Origin of the sequence: Streptomyces sp. 1-11 (genome assembly GCF_007176755.1) — a bacterium.
Lineage (GTDB): Bacteria > Actinomycetota > Actinomycetes > Streptomycetales > Streptomycetaceae > Streptomyces.
This window is the reverse complement of sequence record NZ_BJTV01000005.1, coordinates 362,049-376,809: the sequence shown is the minus strand read 5'-3', so window position 1 is coordinate 376,809 and position 14,761 is coordinate 362,049. Positions and strand designations below refer to the sequence as shown.

15 protein-coding genes are annotated in these 14,761 nt (G+C 71.5%); 6 read left to right on the top strand and 9 right to left on the bottom strand.

Going from position 1 to position 14,761, the window contains the following annotated elements:
- The first annotated feature begins 147 nt into the window (after positions 1-147).
- Together TNCT1_RS13625 and TNCT1_RS13620 are read left to right on the top strand one after the other, a co-directional pair.
- On the top strand, positions 148-1,155 hold the full coding sequence (locus TNCT1_RS13625; protein WP_143631223.1) for a fatty acid desaturase: 1,008 nt from the start codon (positions 148-150) through the stop codon (positions 1,153-1,155).
- Positions 1,152-1,829, top strand: a complete 678-nt coding sequence (locus TNCT1_RS13620; RefSeq protein WP_143631221.1) for a TetR/AcrR family transcriptional regulator — start codon at positions 1,152-1,154, stop codon at positions 1,827-1,829. Before TNCT1_RS13625 ends, TNCT1_RS13620 begins: the two co-directional genes overlap by 4 nt.
- Positions 1,830-1,939: 110 nt before the next feature.
- Here TNCT1_RS13620 and TNCT1_RS13615 read toward each other — a convergent pair whose 3' ends face one another.
- On the bottom strand, positions 1,940-2,752 hold the full coding sequence (locus TNCT1_RS13615) for a trans-aconitate 2-methyltransferase (protein WP_143631219.1): 813 nt from the start codon (positions 2,750-2,752) through the stop codon (positions 1,940-1,942).
- Between the two features lie 89 nt (positions 2,753-2,841).
- Here TNCT1_RS13615 and tamR point away from each other — a divergent pair, with 89 nt between their 5' ends.
- Positions 2,842-3,339, top strand: coding sequence for a MarR family transcriptional regulator TamR (tamR, locus tag TNCT1_RS13610; RefSeq protein WP_143631217.1), 498 nt, complete (start codon positions 2,842-2,844; stop codon positions 3,337-3,339).
- Positions 3,340-3,393: 54 nt separating this feature from the next.
- On the opposite strand, the gene TNCT1_RS13605 is transcribed toward tamR, so the two are convergent.
- Positions 3,394-4,167, bottom strand: a complete 774-nt coding sequence (locus TNCT1_RS13605) for a response regulator transcription factor (RefSeq protein WP_216856616.1) — start codon at positions 4,165-4,167, stop codon at positions 3,394-3,396.
- A gap of 275 nt (positions 4,168-4,442) precedes the next feature.
- On the opposite strand from TNCT1_RS13605, the gene TNCT1_RS13600 reads away from it, so the two are divergent.
- On the top strand, positions 4,443-4,886 hold the full coding sequence (locus tag TNCT1_RS13600) for an N-acetyltransferase (protein WP_143631213.1): 444 nt from the start codon (positions 4,443-4,445) through the stop codon (positions 4,884-4,886).
- 61 nt (positions 4,887-4,947) lie between these two features.
- Here TNCT1_RS13600 and TNCT1_RS13595 read toward each other — a convergent pair whose 3' ends face one another.
- From TNCT1_RS13595 to galT, 5 genes are all read right to left on the bottom strand, one after another.
- Positions 4,948-5,550, bottom strand: coding sequence for a Uma2 family endonuclease (locus TNCT1_RS13595; RefSeq protein ID WP_143631210.1), 603 nt, complete (start codon positions 5,548-5,550; stop codon positions 4,948-4,950).
- Positions 5,551-5,600: 50 nt separating this feature from the next.
- The gene (locus tag TNCT1_RS13590; RefSeq protein WP_174266276.1) at positions 5,601-6,284 is read right to left on the bottom strand and encodes an adenosylcobinamide amidohydrolase; all 684 of its coding nucleotides are present in this window, start codon (positions 6,282-6,284) and stop codon (positions 5,601-5,603) included.
- A gap of 70 nt (positions 6,285-6,354) precedes the next feature.
- Positions 6,355-7,509, bottom strand: a complete 1,155-nt coding sequence (gene galK, locus TNCT1_RS13585) for a galactokinase (protein ID WP_143631208.1) — start codon at positions 7,507-7,509, stop codon at positions 6,355-6,357.
- On the bottom strand, positions 7,509-8,471 hold the full coding sequence (galE, locus tag TNCT1_RS13580; protein ID WP_143631206.1) for a UDP-glucose 4-epimerase GalE: 963 nt from the start codon (positions 8,469-8,471) through the stop codon (positions 7,509-7,511). The genes galK and galE overlap by 1 nt, the downstream gene beginning before the upstream one ends.
- Complete coding sequence (gene galT / locus TNCT1_RS13575) at positions 8,468-9,529, bottom strand: galactose-1-phosphate uridylyltransferase (protein WP_143631203.1); 1,062 nt, start codon at positions 9,527-9,529, stop codon at positions 8,468-8,470. The genes galE and galT overlap by 4 nt, the downstream gene beginning before the upstream one ends.
- A 197-nt stretch (positions 9,530-9,726) precedes the next feature.
- Between galT and TNCT1_RS13570 the strand changes: the two genes are divergently transcribed.
- Positions 9,727-11,418: a sodium:solute symporter family protein gene (locus tag TNCT1_RS13570; RefSeq protein WP_143631202.1), complete on the top strand. Its 1,692-nt coding sequence runs from the start codon at positions 9,727-9,729 to the stop codon at positions 11,416-11,418.
- A gap of 21 nt (positions 11,419-11,439) precedes the next feature.
- Complete coding sequence (locus tag TNCT1_RS13565) at positions 11,440-11,793, top strand: hypothetical protein (protein ID WP_143631200.1); 354 nt, start codon at positions 11,440-11,442, stop codon at positions 11,791-11,793.
- 135 nt (positions 11,794-11,928) lie between these two features.
- On the opposite strand, the gene TNCT1_RS13560 is transcribed toward TNCT1_RS13565, so the two are convergent.
- Both TNCT1_RS13560 and TNCT1_RS13555 read right to left on the bottom strand, forming a co-directional pair.
- The gene (locus TNCT1_RS13560; RefSeq protein WP_143631199.1) at positions 11,929-12,615 is read right to left on the bottom strand and encodes a response regulator transcription factor; all 687 of its coding nucleotides are present in this window, start codon (positions 12,613-12,615) and stop codon (positions 11,929-11,931) included.
- Between the two features lie 230 nt (positions 12,616-12,845).
- Complete coding sequence (locus TNCT1_RS13555) at positions 12,846-14,744, bottom strand: PQQ-binding-like beta-propeller repeat protein (protein ID WP_143631197.1); 1,899 nt, start codon at positions 14,742-14,744, stop codon at positions 12,846-12,848.
- Positions 14,745-14,761: the final 17 nt, after the last annotated feature.

Here is a 14,761-nt window from a genome sequence, read left to right as displayed (position 1 = left end):
GCAGGCTCTTGGGCTCTTGCCGCCGGACGGCACGCTGACATACTTACGACGCCGTAGGTTACGGGACCGTAGGGAAGGTCGTTCCATGTCCCGCCGGTCCCGGCGGCCCGGCATCTGCCTCGACCCTAGACCCCACAGGGGACGCGCATGACCTCAAGTTCCGATGTGATCGACGAAGCCCGTAAGGCCAACGACACCTCCATCCCCTCCGCCACGCTGGGCGGTGAGCAGAAGCGTTCGATCGAACAGATCACGCTGCTCCTGTTCATCACCGTGCCGTTCGTGGCACTGGTGGCGGCCGTGCCGCTGGCCTGGGGCTGGGGGGTGAGCTGGCTCGATCTGGGCCTGCTGGTGTTCTTCTACTTCCTGGGGTGCCACGGCATCACGATCGGTTTCCACCGGTACTTCACCCACGGCTCCTTCAAGGCGAAGCGGCCCCTGCGGATCGCGCTGGCGATCATGGGTTCGCTCGCGGTGGAGGGGCCGCTGGTGCGCTGGGTGGCCGACCACCGCAGGCACCACAAGTTCTCCGACGCGGAGGGTGATCCGCACTCGCCGTGGCGGTTCGGGGAGACGGTCCCGGCGCTGATCAAGGGCCTGTGGTGGGCGCACATCGCCTGGATGTTCGACGAGGAGCAGACCCCGCAGGAGAAGTACGCCCCGGACCTGATCAAGGACCCGGCGCTGCGGGCGATCTCCCGCCAGTTCGTGCTGTGGACGGCCGTGTCCCTGGCGCTTCCGCCGCTGATCGGCGGGCTGGTGACGATGTCCTGGTGGGGTGCGTTCACCGCGTTCTTCTGGGGTTCACTCGTCCGGGTGGCGCTGCTGCACCACGTGACGTGGTCGATCAACTCGATCTGCCACGCGGTGGGCAAGCGGCCGTTCAAGTCGCGGGACCGTTCGGGCAACGTGTGGTGGCTGGCGGTCCTGTCGTGCGGGGAGTCCTGGCACAACCTGCACCACGCCGACCCGACGTCGGCCCGGCACGGGGTGATGCGCGGCCAGATCGACTCCTCCGCGCGTTTCATCCGCTGGTTCGAGCTGCTCGGCTGGGCGTACGACGTGCGCTGGCCGTCACGCTCGCGTATCGATTCGCGGCGCAACACCGGCGACGACGGCTCCCGCCGCAGGAGGGAAGCAGCCGAGGCGGCATGATTGACGCCGTGGCGACCGACTCCAGCAGCACTCCCGGCAACGACAAGCAGCGGCGGACCCGCCGGACCCGTATGACCGGCGCCGAGCGCCGCCAGCAGCTGCTGGAGATCGGTCGCACCCTTTTCGCGGCGAAGGGCTTCGAGGGCACGTCGGTGGAGGAGATCGCGGCGAAGGCCGGGGTGTCCAAACCGGTGGTGTACGAGCACTTCGGCGGCAAGGAGGGGCTGTACGCGGTGGTGGTGGACCGCGAGATGCGGCGGCTGCTGGACATGGTGACCGGCTCGCTGACCGCGGGGCACCCGCGTGAGCTGTGCGAGCAGGCGGCGTTCGCGCTGCTGGACTACATCGAGGAGTACACGGACGGCTTCCGCATCCTGGTCCGGGACTCGCCCATCCCCCAGTCGACCGGGACCTTCGCCTCCCTCATCTCGGACATCGCCACCCAGGTGGAGGACATCCTGGGCCGCGAGTTCAAGTCCCGCGGCTTCGACCCGAAGCTGGCCCCGCTGTACGCCCAGGCGCTGGTCGGCATGGTCGCGCTGACCGGCCAGTGGTGGCTGGACGTGCGCCGCCCGAAGAAGGCGGAGGTCGCGGCGCACCTGGTGAACCTGGCCTGGCACGGCCTGGACGGCCTGGAGCAGAAGCCGCGGCTGATAGGGCACCGGAAGGCCTAGCGGGCTTTTCCGGGCTCCGGGCTCCCCCGGGCTCCGGGTGGCGGGCAGTGCGGGACCGGGGCGCCGAGCACAGTGCGGGCCCGGGGCGCCGGGCGGCCGCCCGCCTCCCGTCACGCCCCCTTCACGGCCACCGCGAACAGCCGGCGGAACGGCAGGACCGTGCCGTAGGGCGTGCTCGGGTAGGCGGCGCGGAGCAGGTCGCGGTACTCGGCGACGAAGGCGTCGCGGGCCTCGGGGTCGTCGGCGAGCGCGGTCAGGGCGGGGCGCAGCCCGGTGCCCTTGACCCAGTCGAGGACGGGGTCCTCGCCGGTCAGGAGGTGCTGGTACGTCGTCTGCCACACGTCGGCCGCGCAGCCGAGGCGGGCGAGGCGGTCCAGGTAGGCGCCAGGGGTGTGCACGGAGTCACGGTCGCGCAGGACGCCGCCGAGGAGGGGCTTCCAGCGGGGGCGGGCGGCCAGTTCGCGCATCAGGGCGTGCAGCGGGGCGTCGGTGTTGTCGGGGACCTGGAAGGCGAAGGCGCCGCCCGGCTTCAGGCCCGCGATCCAGTCGGCGAAGCGGCCGGCGTGCCCGGGCACCCACTGCAGGGTGGCGTTCGAGACGATCAGGTCGTACGGCTCCGAGGGCGTCCAGGTGCGGACGTCGGCGTGGGCGAAGTCGAGCCGGCCGCCGCCGGCCGTGGGGCCCTCGTGGTCGACGTGTGCCTTGTCGAGCATCTCGGTCGAGTTGTCGTGGCCGGTGATGTGGGCGGTGGGCCAGCGGCCGGCGATCAGCGCGGTGACGTTTCCGGGGCCGCAGCCGAGGTCGGCGATCCGGGGCCGGGGGGACGGGAGGTCCGGGATGCGGGCGAGCAGGTCGGTGAAGGGGCGGGCGCGGTGGCCGGCGTGACGGAGGTACTGGGCGGGGTCCCAGGCGGGTGTCGTCATGACGTTCACTCTCCCGAGGAACTTGTCTCGATGTCAAGAGACTCGACATCAAGAGACTTCATGTCGACACAACCACTACACTGATCTCCATGGAGGACGAGGTCGATCGACTGGTCGCAGCGTGGCGCCGGGAGCGCCCGGACCTCGACGTGGAGCCGCTCGAGGTGCTCAGCCGGGTGAGCAGGCTGGCCCGGCACCTGGACCGCGCGCGCCGGCTGGCGTTCGCCGAACATCAGCTCGAGCCCTGGGAGTTCGACGTGCTGACCGCGCTGCGGCGCGCGGGAACCCCTTACCAGCTCTCACCCGGGCAGTTGCTGACCCAGACCCTGGTCACCTCGGGCACCATGACCAACCGGATCGACCGGCTCGCCAAGAAGGGCCTGGTGGAGCGGCTGCCGGATCCGAGCGACCGGCGGGGCGTGCTGGTCCGGCTGACCGACACCGGCCAGGACCGCGCGGACCAGGCACTCGCGGGGCTGCTGGAGCAGGAGCGGGCGATCCTCGCCGAGCTGTCCCGCGCTCAGCGGGCCGAACTGGCCGGTCTGCTGCGTCAGTTGACTGCCCCGTTCGACAACATCCCCGGCTGAGGACCCGCCGGGCTCACCGCGGCCCGGACGCGACGCCCGGGACGCGTGGGCCGGTCAGGCGCTGCTGCTCTCCTCCACCCCGAGGGGCCCGGTGGGCCCCAGGTCGGCCGGACCGACCCCGGCCCTGCGGGCGAGCGCGACGGCGGCGAGGGTCGAGTGGACGCCCAGTTTGCCGAGGACGTTCTGCATGTGGGTGCGCACGGTGTGCGGGGACAGGAACAGCCGCTCCGCCACGGCCTTGCGGCCGAGCCCCGCGACCATGCACCGCAGCACCTCCCGCTCCCTCGGGGTCAGCGACTCCACCAGCCGTTCGCTCTCGGTGCGGTGCTTGCGGGCGGCCGTCAGCTCCTTGAGGACCCCGGTGAGCAGGGCGGGCGGCAGATGCGTCTCGTCGCGCAGCACCCCCCGGATCACCGTCAGCAGCCGGGACAGCGAGCAGTCCTTGGCGACCCAGCCGGAGGCGCCGGCCTGCAGGGCGAGGGCGGCCCGCCGGGAGTCGTCCCGCTCGGCGAGGACCACCGTGCGCACCGCGGGCTGCGCGGCGCGGACGCCCGCGACCAGCGAGATCCCGTCGACCAGGCCCTCCTCGTCGCCGTCGTGCACGGGCACGGCCGGGCGGCCGCCGGGCAGCGCGGTCCCCAGGTCGGCGTCCACGAGGAGGACGTCGTAACGGCGGCCCTCGGCGGCCGCGCGCTCCAGACAGCGCAGCGCGGCCGGGCCGCTGCCCGCGGCGAGGACGTCGACGTCGGGCTCGGCGGCCAGCGCGGCCGCCAGCGACTCGGCGAAGATACGGTGGTCGTCGACGACCAGGACTCGGATGCGAACCACGAAACCCCCTTCCCCGGGCTCCACGCGGAGCAGGGGATAGCCAAGGTCCGGAGAACGACGACCCGCGCGGACACGACACCCGCGTTGAGGAACGCCGACCGCACGGCCGCCGCCGTTGCGAACACTGCTACCCCCACCACGGGCGCCGTACCCGTCTGTCTCGCCCCCTGATCAGCACCGGCCCCCACCGGCGCTGCTCCACAGAGTACGGATACGGGCACGCGCCGGAAGTCGATTTACGGAACTGGCCGCCCGGCCCGTTTATGGTGTGCCGCATGTTTCGTATTGAGGCGGAAGTCGACAGAGCCCGACGCGATCTGCTCCGCTCCCGGCTGCGGGACACCAACACGGCGGCGTCCCCGGTGCTGGCGGCCCTGCGCGGCACGGCCGGCGAGCGCGAGGTCCCGCTGCACGTGTGGGCGCTGGACGAGGCCGGCGAACTGGCGGGCGGCCTGGTCGGCCACACCTGGACGACCTGGCTGCACATCACCTACCTGTGGGTCGACACCCCCCACCGCGGCGCGGGCCTCGGCTCCCGCCTCCTCGCCGACGCCGAGCACCTCGCCCGCACCGGCCGCGCCTGCGCCGGCGCCCGCGTGGAGACCTGGGACTTCCAGGCCCCGGACTTCTACAAGAGGCAGGGCTACGACGTGGTCTGCGTGATCCCCGACTACCCCCCGGGCCTCACGGAGTACACCCTGACCAAGCGGCTCGCCTGACGCCGGGTCACCCGCGGGGCGGCGGAGGCTCATCGTCCGCCGGCACCGGCCCGCCGGCCCGCTACGGCTCCTGCGGCAAACCCATGTCCTTGGCGCTGTACCGGGGGAGTCCGGTCGTGTCGATCGTCCAGGCGCCCAGGTCCGTGGAAACGGTGACCGGGTCGCCGTACGGGAGGTGCAGCCGGTTCTCGTAGGCGGGGCGGCCGTCGTTGCGGCCGATGCCCCACTGGTAGGTCCACGTCCCGTCGCGCGGGTCGATGATCAGGTAGTGGGGGATGCCCATGGCGGGGTAGTCACGTGTCTTGTTCTCGTAGTCGTTCCCCGGGTTCGACGGCGAGACGATCTCGATGGCCAGGACGATCTCACGGGGGTCGAGCGGGTCGTCCGTCTGCATGGCCTCACTGGGGCATACGAGGATGTCCGGGATGCGCAGCGTGCCGAGCGACTCGTCGTCCGTATCGGTCGCCTCGAACGCGAAGAAGCCCTCGGGAAGCTGCTCGTCGAGCTGCCGGGAAACCAGCTTCGCCGTGTACTGGTGGCGAGGCCGCGGGCTCATCATCATCACGAGCTGTCCGTCACTGATCTCGGGCCAGGCGAAACCCGGCGGCGGAGTCATGCGATCACGGCGGTCCCGCAACTGCCGGTACAGGGTCTGCTGAGTCATGGGTCCTCCCGGCTCCAGTATGGACGCCGGTGCCGGCCGGTGGCTGCCGCTCATCTCGCGGGAGCGACCGCCTCGCCCACCGCCCGGTGGACCGCTCGGGCCAGGCGGGCGCCCCAGAGGGAGCGGGGGCCGGCGAAGGGGTGGAGGGGGGTGCCGGGGGCCGGGGTCCGGGAGGCCACGCAGACGGCGTCCGTGGGGGTGCCGGAGCAGTCGTGGCCGGCGTCGAGCAGGGCCTGGACCTTGGCCTCGGTGGCGGTGGCGACCGCGTTGACCAGGGCGGCGTCGGTCAGCGCCACGGGGAGGACGGCGACGATGTTGATGGTGCCCGGCTGCGCGGGGAGTACGGTGCCCTCCGCCTCGGTCGCGGCCCAGCCGCGCACGCTGATGCCCGCCGTGACGACCGCTTGCGCCCCGCCGTCCGCCGCGCGGCCGTGGCGGGAGACGTCGGCCGCCGTCATCAGCCCGACGCCCGGTCCGGCCGCCCCCGCGGCGGTGGCCAGTTCGGCGAGGTGCCGCTCCGGGTCGGTACGCCGGTAGCCGTGCGCCACCTGGGCGTTGAGGACCCAGCCGCGCTCACCGATGCCGCCGCCGAGCACGGCGCTGCTGATCATCCGCCAGCCCGGGCCCGCCCGCCACAGCAGCGCGTGCAGCCGCTCGCCGTCCTCGGTGCGGGTCAGCAGCCGCACGTCGTGCGGTCCGGCGGTCGTGGTGGACGGGGGCAGGACGGCGGTCACCGGTTCTTCGCTCCTCGGGGTGAGAACCGGCCGATCGTATCCGCAGGCGTACCGCCGTCCCGCCCGGACGTCAGCGCAGCCGGCGCGCTCCCGGCGAGGGCACCGCCTCGAAGACCCGCGGGGCCGTGAAGCCGGCCGCGGCGAAGGCCTCCCGCACCGCCTTCGTCACCGTGTCGACGTCCGCCGCCTCCGCGAGGACGATCGCCGAGCCGCCGAAGCCGCCGCCGGTCATCCGGGCGCCGAGGGCGCCCGCGGTCAGGGCGGTGTCGACGACCAGGTCCAGCTCCGGGCAGGAGATGCGGAAGTCGTCGCGCAGGGAGGCGTGGCCCTCGGTGAGGACCGGGCCGATGGCACGGGTCTCGCCGGAGTGCAGCAGGGCGACCGTCCGCTCCACCCGCTCGTCCTCGGTCACCACGTGCCGGACCAGGCGGACGACCTCCTCGTCGTCGCCGAGGCGGGCGAGGGCCGCGTCAAGATCGGCGTAGGGGATGTCGCGCAGGGCGTCGACGCCGAGCAGCGCCGCGCCCTTCTCGCAGCCGGCCCGGCGCTTGCCGTACTCGCCGCCGCTGTGCGCGTGCTTGACCTGGGTGTCGACGACCAGCAGCCGCAGGCCCTCGGCGGCCAGGTCGAAGGGGATCTGCCGCTGCGACAGGTCGCGGGTGTCCAGGAACAGGGCGTGGCCCGGCGCGCAGCACGCCGAGGCGGTCTGGTCCATGATCCCGGTGGGAGCGCCGACGTAGACGTTCTCGGCGCGCTGGCACAGGCGGGCGAGCTGCCAGCGCTGCAGGCCGAGGTCGTACAGGTCGTTCAGGGCGAGGGCGACAACGACTTCGAGGGCGGCGGAGGAGGACAGTCCGGCGCCGGTGGGGACCGTGGAGGCGAGGTGGACGTCGGCGCCGGTGACGGGGTGGCCGGCTTCGCGCAGCGCCCAGACGACGCCCGCCGGGTACGCCGTCCACTCCTTGTCGCTCTGCGGTGCGAGCGCGTCCAGCGCGAGTTCGACGGCCTCGCCGCCGATGTCCGCCGAGTGCAGCCGCAGCACGCCGTCGGTGCGGCGGGAGACCGCGGCCGTGGTCTGATGCGGCAGGGCGAACGGCATCACGAAGCCGTCGTTGTAGTCGGTGTGCTCACCGATGAGGTTGACCCGGCCGGGCGCCGCCCACACCCCTTCCGGTGCGGCGCCGTACAGCTCGGTGAAACGCCCGGTGACCTGCTCAGCCCCCACTACCGCTCCTTCGAGATGTGCTGTGCGAACTCCCACGCGTCCGCGACGATGCCCGCGAGGTCCGCGCGGGACGGGTTCCAGCCCAGCTTCTCGCGGGCCGTGTCCGCCGAGGCCACCAGGACCGCCGGGTCGCCGCCGCGGCGCGGCGCGACGACCTCGGGGATCGGATGCCCGGTGACCTTGCGGACGGTCTCGACGACCTCGCGGACGGAGAAGCCGCTGCCGTTGCCGAGGTTGCAGATCAGGTGCTCGCCCGGCCGGGCGGCCTTCAGGGCCAGCAGATGGGCGTCGGCGAGGTCGGCGACGTGGATGTAGTCGCGGACGCAGGTGCCGTCCGGGGTCGGGTAGTCGTCGCCGTAGACGGAGATCGCGTCGCGGCGGCCCTGGGCGACCTGGAGCACCAGCGGGATCAGGTGCGACTCGGGGTCGTGGCGCTCGCCGAACGTGCCGTAGGCGCCGGCCACGTTGAAGTAGCGCAGCGACACCGCGGCGAGGCCGTGGGCGTTCGCCTCGCTGGTGATCATGTGGTCGACGGCCAGCTTGGTGGCCCCGTAGGGGTTGGTCGGCCTGGTCGGGGCGGTCTCCACGATCGGGACCTGCTCCGGTTCGCCGTAGGTGGCCGCCGTGGAGGAGAAGACCAGCTTGCGGACGCCGGCGCCGCGCATCGCGCCGAGCAGCGCGAGGCTGCCGGCGACGTTGTTCTCCCAGTACTTCTCCGGCTTCACCACCGACTCGCCGACCTGGGAGGAGGCGGCGAAGTGCAGCACACCGTCGTAGGAGGGGTCGAGCCACTTCGCGGCGTCCCGGATGTCGCCCTCGACGAACGCGGCGCCGGCGGGCACGCCCGCGCGGAAGCCGGTGGAGAGGTTGTCGAGGACGGTGACCTCGTGTCCGGCCTCCAGCAGGTGCTGGGCCACGACGCTGCCGACGTACCCCGCCCCACCCGTCACCAGGTACTTCATGAACTCGCTACCTCTCGCAGTCGCTCGGCCGCGGCTTCCGGCGGCACGTCGTTGATGAACACGTTCATGCCGGACTCGGAACCCGCGAGGAACTTCAGCTTGCCGGAAGTGCGGCGGATGGTGAAAAGCTCGAGGTGGAGCGCGAAGTCGTCCCGCGTCACACCGTCGAACTCCTCGAGCGCACCGAACGGGGCCTGGTGCCAGGCCGCGATGTACGGCGTCGGAGGTTCACCCTCGCCGAAGATACGGTCGAAGCGCCTCAAGAGTTCCAGATAGACCTGGGGGAACTCTGTGCGCGCCGCCTCGTCCAGGGCCAGCAGGTCGGGCACGCGCCGCTTGGGATACAGGTGGACCTCGTAGGGCCAGTGCGCCGCGTAGGGCACGAAGGCCGCCCAGTGTTCACCCTCCAGGACTACGCGCTCGCCGGCGAGTTCCCGCGCCAGGACGTCGTCGAACAGGTTCTGCCCGCCGGTGGCCTCCTTGTGGGCGGCGAGCGAGCGGAGCATCAGCGCGGTGCGGGGGGTGGTGAAGGGGTAGGCGTAGATCTGTCCGTGCGGGTGCTGGAGGGTCACGCCGATCTCGGCACCCCGGTTCTCGAAGCAGAACACCTGCTCGACGGAGGGCAGATGCGAAAGCTCGGAGGTGCGGTCCGTCCACGCGTCCAGGACCAGCCGCGCCTGTTCCTCGCCGAGGCCGGCGAAGGAGGCGTCGTGGTCGGAGGTGAAGCAGACCACCTCGCAGCGGCCGGAGTCGCCGGCGAGCGAGGGGAAGCGGTTCTCGAAGACGACCACGTCGTACGAGGAGTCCGGGATCTCGCTGAGCCGCTCGCCGTGCGTCGGGCACAGCGGGCACTGGTCGGCCGGCGGGTGGTAGGTGCGGCCCTGGCGGTGGGAGGCGACGGCGACCGAGTCGCCGAGCAGCGGGTCGCGGCGGATCTCGGAGGTGGTGACCGTGGCGTCCAGGGGGCGGCGGTCGACGGCGTCCCGCACGGTGTCGTCCCGCAGGTCGTAGTAGATCAGCTCACGACCGTCGGCCAGCCGGGTCGAGGTCTTCTTCACGCCGGACTCCTTGTTCCGCGCCTCGATGAGGCGTACCCGCACCCAATCACTGAACACAATCAAACATAACAGATCACAACCTCACAGCACCTCGTACGATCACAATCAAACAAAGAACACCACCAGAAGTGTTCAATTACTGAACATAGAGGCGTAGGTTCCGCTCTGGATCAGTTCGCGCGACGAAGCGAGTGCTCATGCAAACCCCCACACACGCCCCCACCTATCTGGCGGCGGAGCTACGGCTCCCCACCAACTGGCTGGACTACACGATCCTGGCTATCTACTTCCTCGTCGTCCTCGGGATCGGCTTCGCGGCCCGCCGGTCCGTCAAGACCAGCCTCGACTTCTTCCTCTCCGGACGCTCGTTGCCCGCCTGGATCACCGGCCTCGCCTTCATCTCGGCGAACCTGGCGGCCACCGAGATCCTGGGCATGGCCGCCAACAGCGCCCAGTACGGCGCGTACACCGTGCACTGGTACTGGATCGGCGCCATCCCCGCCATGGTCTTCCTCGGCCTGGTGATGATGCCCTTCTACTACGGCAGCAAGGTCCGCTCGGTCCCCGAGTTCCTGCTGCTGCGCTTCGACCGGGCCGCCCACCTGCTCAGTTCGATCCTGTTCGCCTTCGCCGCCATCCTGATCGCGGGCGTCAACCTCTACGCCCTCGCGATCGTGGTCGAGGCCCTGCTCGGCTGGCCGCAGTGGGTCGCCATCGTGGTCGCCGGCGCCTTCGTGCTCGCGTACATCACGCTCGGCGGTCTCTCCTCGGCGATCTACAACGAGGTGCTGCAGTTCTTCGTGATCCTCGCCGCCCTCATCCCGATCACCGTCCTCGGCCTGAAGAAGGTCGGCGGCTGGAACGGCCTGACCGACAAGCTGACCGCCGCCCACGGGCAGAACTTCACCACCGCCTGGGGCGGCACCGGCATCGGCAGCACCAACCCGCTGGGCGCCAACTGGCTCACCATCGTGCTCGGCCTCGGCTTCGTGCTCTCCTTCGGCTACTGGACCACCAACTTCGCCGAGGTGCAGCGCGCCCTGTCCGCCAAGAACCTCTCCGCGGGGCAGCGGACGCCGCTCATCGCCGCCTACCCGAAGATCTTCATCGTCTTCCTGGTGATGATCCCCGGCCTGGTCGCCGCCGCGATCGTGCCGAACTTCGGTACCGCGGGCTCCGGTTACCAGTACAACGACGCCATCCCCTACCTGATGCAGGAGCTGCTGCCCAACGGCGTGCTCGGCATCGCGGTCACCGGTCTGCTGGCGGCCTTCATGGCGGGCATGGCGGCGAACGTGTCGTCCTTCAACACGGTGTTCACCACCGACATCTGGGAGAAGTACGTGGTGCCGGGCCGTGAGGACCAGTACTACGTCCGCTTCGGCCGCTGGATCACCGTCATCGGCGTCCTCGCCTCCATCGGCACGGCGTTCCTGGCCTCCTCGTTCTCGAACATCATGTCGTACCTGCAGACGCTGTTCTCCTTCTTCAACGTGCCGATGTTCGTCGTCTTCATCGTCGGCATGTTCTGGAAGCGCGCGTCCGCCAAGTCCGGCTTCTGGGGTCTGCTCGCCGGCACCGTGACCGCGATGGTCAACTACTTCGTGTTCTACAAGAAGGGCATCATCTCGATCCCCTCCGACCAGGGCGCCAACTTCGTCTCCGCGATCGCCGGCTTCGTCGCCGGTGCGATCGTGATGTTCGCCGTGTCCCTGTTCACCAAGCCCAAGCCGGCTCAGGAGCTGCAGGGGCTGGTCTACGGCACCCGCTCCCCCGGCATGGCCGAGCCGCCCGCCCCGGGCGACGACGCCTGGTACCGCAAGCCGGCCCTGCTGGGCTGGGGCGCGGTCGTGCTCGCCGCCGCCTGCTACATCCCGTTCTCGTTCTGACGCGGGAGGACCGAGGAAATCATGACCGAACAGCCTGGACAACCCGACCACCCCGGCCGGCACCACCACTACACCGAGGGCGACCTCTCCCGGGACGTCGCCGACCTCGAGTCCAAGTCGGCGACCGCCGCCCGCATCTTCGACCTGCGCCGCATCATCGGCGGCCTGTTCGTCGTGTACGGCGTCATCGTCACGATCGTCGGCATCACCGACTCGCAGTCCGCCATCGACAAGGCCCAGGGCGTCAACATCAACCTCTGGACCGGGATCGGCATGCTGCTGCTGGGCATCTTCTTCCTGGCCTGGCTCAAGCTGCGGCCCACTCCGCCGCCGCTTCCCCCGGAGGGGCTGCCGGAGGAGAAGGAGCAGGCGTAGTCGCGTGTCTCTTCCGTCCGCGGCCGCGTGGGGGCCGACCGCTCCCGCGCGGCCGCGCCGCGTCCCGGCGGCATCCGGTGCCGCGCCCGGTGCTGCGTTCGGGAGGCCTCACCGGCTGGTGAAGCCGGCACGGTACTAGGCGGGACCGGCCTCCAGGTACGGGCCCGCCCGGTCCAGCAGGCCGGTGCGGGCCGCCAGGGCCGCCGCCTCGAGCCGGGAGCCCACGCCCAGCTTCATCAGGACCCGCTGGACGTGCGTGCGCGCGGTGCTCGGCGCGATGCCCATGCCGGCCGCGATCACCCGGGTGTCCTCCCCGTCGGCGACCCGGACCAGCACCTCAACCTCGCGGGGCGTCAGCATCTCCAGCAGGCGCTGTCCCTCGTCGTCCGGCTGGGCCGCCGGGTTGAGCAGCTCGGCGAAGGCTCCCTGGAGGAGCTGCGGCGCCACCGCCGCCTCACCCGCCCGCGCCTTCATGATGGCCCGCTCGACACCCTCGATGCGCTCGTCGTGCCGTACGTAGCCGGAGGCCCCCGCCGCGAACGCGGCCGCGATGCCCCGCGGCGACGGCACCGGGCCCAGCACCAGCACCGCCACCTGCGGTCGCTCCCGCTTGATCTTCACCACCGGGTCGAAGGCCCCCGGCTCGGCCGGCGCCGCCGTGCCCAGCAGGCACACCTCGGGCGCCCGCGAGATCACCAGGTCAGCCGCGCCCGCGGCCGGCGCCGCCGCGGCGAGCACCCGGTGCCCGCGCAGCTTCAGCGCCGACGCCAGCGCCTCCGCGAGCAGGCGGTGGTCGTCGACGACCATGAGCCGCACTCCCATAGAGCAACCCCCCAGCCCTCCCCCATGGATGCCCCACTATGGACGCCCACCGGTCCACCACGACAGAGAGCCCCCCGGCACCCCGCCCTTCATGCCCCCGGAAGCTACACGCTTGTTCGACGTCGCGCTGCCCCTATGCGGCAGAAGTGCCCCGGATGGTGAAATCCGGGGCACTGCCTGGTCATTCCTTGTATTCGCCCCGGCGCCCGTGAGCGCGCCGGGGCGGACAGTCAGCCCTTCGAGCCGAACGCGAGCAGCAGGTACTCCTTGCCGTACGTGGACTTGTGCGCGTACACGGCCGACATGTAGAGCCGGCCCTGCCCGTACAGGATCTCCGCGTACTCCGGCAGCATCGTGGTCTCGGCCCGCCGCACGCTCTCGGCGGACGGGTTCTCCAGCAGCGTGGTCGCCTTGAAGGAGGGGCCGCCGATGGTGACGACCTGCCCGCCCTGGTCGTACGGCGGGTGCTTGTAGGCGATCAGGTTGCCGCCGTCCATGCGCAGCGGGGAGAGCGTGTAGCCGTCGCCGGCCTCGGCGCGCTGGCCGGTCTGCTTGCCGGTGGCCAGGTCGAAGACGACGATCTCGTTGGTCTTGCTGTAGTCGCCGCTGCCGTCGTGCTCCTCGGTCGGCACGTACAGCCTGCCGTTGCCGGCGACGACCTCACGGCAGTCCTCGACGCGGGTGATGCTGTCGCAGCGGCCGGCGTAGGTGTCGGACGGCGCGGAGATCCGGGTGAGCAGCTTGCCGGTCTTGTTGTCGATGGAGAAGTAGTCCGAGATGCCGCTGCCGTCGTCGGCGCTGTCGCCGACGTCGGCGGCCACCACCAGCGGGTCGGTGGAGACGATGCCGGCGTACTCGATGCCCGCGGCCATCTTGTAGTCGGAGATCACCTTTCCGGAGACCGCGTCGATGGTCTGGATGTGGAGCTGGCGCTCGCCGTAGCTGCCGCACTTGCGCACCGCGACCAGCTTCGGGCCGCCGCCGTAGCCGGCGTCCGAGCAGGAGTCCTCCGGCTTGGGCTGCCACAGCGCCTTACCGGTGCCGATGTCGAACGCGGCGCCGCCGTTGCTGCTGCCGACCGCGACGGTGTGCTGGGAGACCGTGACGTTCTGCAGGTTGGCGGTGTAGTCACCGTTCTTGACCGTCTTGGTCCAGAGCCTGGTGCCCTTGTCGAGGTCGATGGCGGCGACCTGGCTGCAGCCCTCGCTGGAGCCCTTCTTGGGCATCTTCGGCTGGAAGACGACCGCCGTCTTGTTGTCCTCGGTGACGTGCTTGCTGGCCGTGCACACCGGGCCGGGCAGCTTGATGGTCCACATCTTGGTGCCCGCGGCGGGGTTGTAGCCGACGATCTCGGCGACGCCGCTCTTGGCGTACACCGAATTGGTCAGCCAGGAGCCCGAGGTGACGACGGTGTCCTTCGTCTGGGGCATCCCGACCTGGAAGAGCACCTTGGACGCGGGGTCCGAGGGCACCTTCTCCGTGCCGCCGGCCGGCGTGCCGCCGGTGGCGCCGTCCTTGCCGCCGGTGCCGTCCTCGCCGCCGCTGGAGCTGGCGGTCTCGTCCTTCTTGCCGTCACCGCCGGAGGACTTGGCGTACCAGACGCCGCCGCCGACGATCAGCGCGATGGCGACGACCGCCGCGACGATGATGAGAAGCGCGGCGTTGTTCCGGCCCCCGCCGGGCTGCGCCTGCATCACCGCCGTGGGTCCGCCGGGGTAGCTGTGACCCGGCTGCTGGGGGTACGGGCCCATGGGCTGGGTCGGCTGTCCGTACGGGTTCGGCTGCGCGCCGGGGTAGCCGTAGCCGGGCGGCTGGGGGGCCTGCGGCTGGGGCGGCTGCGGGAAGCCGTAACCCGGCTGCGGGGCCTGCGGGTAGCCGTAGCCCGGCTGCGGCTGGGGCGGCTGCGGGCCCTGGGGCGCCGGGGGCTGCTGCGGGTAGCCGTAGCCGGGCTGCGGACCCTTCTGCAGGCTGGGCGGCGCCTGGGGCGCGGGCGGGGTGGCGGGGCCCTGCGGGGCGGGGTTCTGCGGCGCGGCCGGGGGCTGCGGGGTGGCGGGCGGCTGGTCCTGGGGCGGACCGAAACCCCCCTGCTGCGGGGGCTGGTTGGGCGGCGGCGGGGGCGGCTGGCTCATGACGGGGGTACCTCGGG

Bases quoted from the DNA above. Each gene is read 5' to 3' on its own strand.
- tamR (WP_143631217.1), top strand. From the start codon at position 2,842: ATGGAGGACGAGGTCGATCGACTGGTCGCAGCGTGGCGCCGGGAGCGC.
- TNCT1_RS13625 (WP_143631223.1), top strand. From the start codon at position 148: ATGACCTCAAGTTCCGATGTGATCGACGAAGCCCGTAAGGCCAACGAC.
- galE (WP_143631206.1), bottom strand. From the start codon at position 8,471: ATGAAGTACCTGGTGACGGGTGGGGCGGGGTACGTCGGCAGCGTCGTG.
- TNCT1_RS13615 (WP_143631219.1), bottom strand. From the start codon at position 2,752: ATGACGACACCCGCCTGGGACCCCGCCCAGTACCTCCGTCACGCCGGC.
- TNCT1_RS13560 (WP_143631199.1), bottom strand. From the start codon at position 12,615: ATGGGAGTGCGGCTCATGGTCGTCGACGACCACCGCCTGCTCGCGGAG.
- TNCT1_RS13570 (WP_143631202.1), top strand. From the start codon at position 9,727: ATGCAAACCCCCACACACGCCCCCACCTATCTGGCGGCGGAGCTACGG.
- TNCT1_RS13555 (WP_143631197.1), bottom strand. From the start codon at position 14,744: ATGAGCCAGCCGCCCCCGCCGCCGCCCAACCAGCCCCCGCAGCAGGGG.
- TNCT1_RS13620 (WP_143631221.1), top strand. From the start codon at position 1,152: ATGATTGACGCCGTGGCGACCGACTCCAGCAGCACTCCCGGCAACGAC.
- TNCT1_RS13600 (WP_143631213.1), top strand. From the start codon at position 4,443: ATGTTTCGTATTGAGGCGGAAGTCGACAGAGCCCGACGCGATCTGCTC.
- TNCT1_RS13595 (WP_143631210.1), bottom strand. From the start codon at position 5,550: ATGACTCAGCAGACCCTGTACCGGCAGTTGCGGGACCGCCGTGATCGC.
- TNCT1_RS13565 (WP_143631200.1), top strand. From the start codon at position 11,440: ATGACCGAACAGCCTGGACAACCCGACCACCCCGGCCGGCACCACCAC.